The organism is Synechococcus sp. OH2 (assembly GCF_047462155.1).
Taxonomy (GTDB): domain Bacteria; phylum Cyanobacteriota; class Cyanobacteriia; order Thermostichales; family Thermostichaceae; genus Thermostichus.
In genome coordinates this window covers 1-3,188 of sequence record NZ_JANSIR010000084.1, presented here as the reverse complement: position 1 = coordinate 3,188, position 3,188 = coordinate 1, and the positions used below count along the sequence as shown (strand labels likewise).

The following is a 3,188-nucleotide window of genomic DNA, read 5'->3' as shown; positions in this document are numbered from 1 at the left end:
GGGGGGCTGGGGCGGCGGGGGGGCAGGGCCAGGGCTTCTAGGGCGGCCTTGAGCCAGGCATTCTCATCCCCCTCCACCCTTTGCAGGGGCACCAAACCCTGGGCCAGGGGGCGTCCATCGCCTGTTTTCCAAGTGGCTACGGCCAGTTCCACTGCCGCGCCAGAAGGCAGGGCAAAGAAGCGGGTCTGGCGCTCGCTGCCTTGGGTGGTCTGTCCCACAATAACGGTGCTGCCGCTAGCTCCCAGCTGGGCTGCCAGGAGGGTAGCCCCCTGGCGGGTGTTGCCATCGACAAGGACGGCCAACGGGATCCCGGCGGCGAGGGGCAAGTTTTCACTGTTCCAGGGGGTAGGCTGGCCAAAGCGGTCTTCGGTAACCAGCAGCGGCTGCATGGAGCGGGGCAAAAATAGGCGTGCCACATCCGCTACCACCTGGGGGTCGTAGCCGATGGAGCCGCGCAGATCCAGGACGACGCCCTGGCTGTAATCCTGGGTGTAGAGGGCTTGGCGGATCTGCTGGGCGGTGGCAGGGGTGAGCTCCGGCACTGCCAGGTAAACCTGGCGCGGCCCAATCTGACGCGCCTGGAGGGATGGACGAGGGCGGTTGAGCAAGTCCCTAAAGCTTTGCGGATCCCAGAAGCGATCGGCGGGATCCCCATATTCGCGCAGGATCTCTCGAATTAGCTCATACTCAACTTCGATGGGCGGGCGGGGATCCCTGTAGGTGCGGGCCAACAGGCGGGTGTAGAGGTCGTTGTAGTTGACCGCAGCAGCCTGGTTGCCCGCCTGCCAAGACTCGTTGATGAACAGCCCCACCAGATAGCGCAGATCCTGGCCCAGGGCTGGCGCAGGAGAAGGGGGCCGAAGCACGGGATTGGCTGGCGCCCCTTGGGAGGGAGAAGCTGGCGCAACACTTGGCTCCTCAATTGAGGGGACGACCGGAACGGGTGGCAGGGCTGCCTGGCTCATCACGCTGGCTGGAAGGATCCCGCCGATTGCCACGGCCATTGCCCACACTCTTCCTGCCTGCGCCCATCTCTTCATGGCGACCTGCCTTTTTGCAGAGGCTGCGAATAGAATAAACCCCGCGCACTCCCTTCTGCCACTGTCCGCAGTGGGGGGTGCCTATTTTTTGCCTCTCAAAACTCTAGCGGTTGTAGGTCTGGAGGTAAGGGCAACCCTGGCAGGTTCTAGCTCTCGGCAGACCAGATTTTGCGGATGGGCAGGGTAAAGCCGGGCAGCACGTCTTCTCCCAACAAGGTTTCTGGGTCTTCCACCAGCTCCGGCGCCTGTCCTGGCCGGTAGATCATCACCCGCTTGGCCTTGGGATCCAAAAGCCACCCCAAGCGGCAGCCGTTGTCCAAGTGCTCCTGCATCTTGGCCTGGGCTTGAACCCAAGAATCGGTGGGCGAGAGGATCTCCACCACAAAATAAAAGTGTCGGTCTAGTTTAGCCGACGTGAGCGGTGGGGTTGACCAGGCCAATTACTTGGGTGTAGGCGCCGCGAGCCTGGGTCACCCCGATGGTGCGCTCGGCTTTTTCGATCATGGGGCGGCGCAGGCTGACCACCAAAAATTGTGCCTGGCGGGATTGCTGCCAGATCATGTCGGCCAACTTTTCCACGTTGGCCCCATCCAAAAACATGTCCACTTCGTCAAAGGCATAAAAGCTGGAGGGGCGAAACCGTTGCAACGCAAAAATAAAGCTGAGGGCCGTCAAGGATTTTTCTCCGCCCGACATGGCGCTGAGACGACGCACCGGCTTGCCTTTGGGGCGGGCCACCAGGGTCAGACCCCCAGCCAAAGGATCCTCTGGGTTTTCCAATTCCAAGTAGCCCTCGCCCTCGGAAAGCTGGGCAAAGATGGTCTGGAAATGGCTGTTGATGGCATGGAAGGCATCCAAAAACGCTTGGCGGCGCAGAGTAGAAAAGTTCTCGATGCGCAGCAGCAATTCGGTGCGCTCTTGGTGCAGGGTTGCCAGTTTGGCGCTGAGATCCCCTAGGCGGGCTTGGGTCTGTTCATATTCGGCGATGGCCAACATGTTCACCGGCTCCAGGGATCGCAATTGCTCTTCGATTTTGCGTTTTTGCTGCTGCAGCTCGTCTAGGGTCAGGTGGGGGGGCAAGGGGGGAAGGGGATGCGGCAGCGCTTGGGCCGCAGCTTGCAGTTGGGTTTGCAGTTGGGCCAGGATGGCCTCTTTTTCTTGCTGTTGGGTGAGGGCGTTGTAGCGTTCCCATTCCAGGCGTTGGAGCTGCTGCTGTTGGACGCGCAGTTGAAATTCCTGCCGCTCTCGCTCTTGGCGCAGGTGGGCGAGGCGGGCTTCAATCTGGCCCATCTGTTGCCGTTGCTCGGCAATGTGCTGCTGGATTTGGGCGAGAGTGGCCTGGGCCTGGGCGATTTGCTCTTGAAGTTGGGCCTGACGCCGTTCGCCCTCTTGCAGGCGCTCCTGGTGGTGCTGGATCTGGGCCTGCTTCAGGTGTTGCTGGCTGAGGTTCTCCTGTTGCTGTCGCTCTAGGTGGGCCAGGTGGTGTTGCAGCTCCGCCAGGTGGCTCTCCTGCTGCTGCACTGTCTGCTGCAGTTGCTGCCAGTGCTGGTTGACCGGGGATCCCTCCAGTTGGCTGAGCTTGAGGGTGAGGTCGGCCAGGCGCTGTTGCAAGGGATCCCAGCGGAGTTGAATCTGGTGCAGCCGCTGCTGGATCTGGTGGCTTTCGCTTTGCCATTGCGTCAGGGATCCCTGTAGGTGTTGCAGGCGGGCCTGCTGGTTTTGGCAATCGGCCTGGTGTCGCTCCAGATATTGCCGGGCTTGCAGGGCATCCTGGCGGGCCAGGAGCAGGGTCTGGGCCAGTTGTTTTTCGCGGGCTTGGGCGGCTTTTAGGCGAGGGGTGAGGGCGGCCAGCAGCGCTTCCAGATCGGCCAGGCGGGCGCGCAGGGCTTCCCCTTCCGAGTGTTCGCCGGCAGAAAAATGGATCCCCTGTCGCTGCGGGCTGGTGCCGCCGCTGATGGCCCCTGAGGTTTCCAGCAGCTCCCCTTCCAGGGTGACCATGCGGTGCTGGCCGATGTAGGGCCGGGCCAACTCCAGGCTCTGGAAAACCAGGGTGGATCCGAGCACAAAGCCAAAAACATCTCGGTAGCGCTCTTCAAAGTGCACCAAACGAATGGCGTAGTCGATCAGACCGTTTAAGTTGAGGGGGGC

2 protein-coding genes and 1 pseudogene are annotated in these 3,188 nt (G+C 61.8%); all 3 read right to left on the bottom strand.

Annotated features, from left to right (window positions below):
* On the bottom strand, positions 1–1,004 hold a 1,004-nt coding region (locus tag NW835_RS07840), incomplete at its 3' end, for a S41 family peptidase (protein WP_414414977.1).
* 182 nt (positions 1,005–1,186) lie between these two features.
* Complete coding sequence (locus tag NW835_RS07835) at positions 1,187–1,480, bottom strand: Uma2 family endonuclease (protein WP_414364795.1); 294 nt, start codon at positions 1,478–1,480, stop codon at positions 1,187–1,189.
* Positions 1,446–3,188: pseudogene (locus NW835_RS07830) on the bottom strand (chromosome segregation protein SMC); the annotation flags it as partial. The pseudogene NW835_RS07830 and the gene NW835_RS07835, both read right to left, overlap by 35 nt.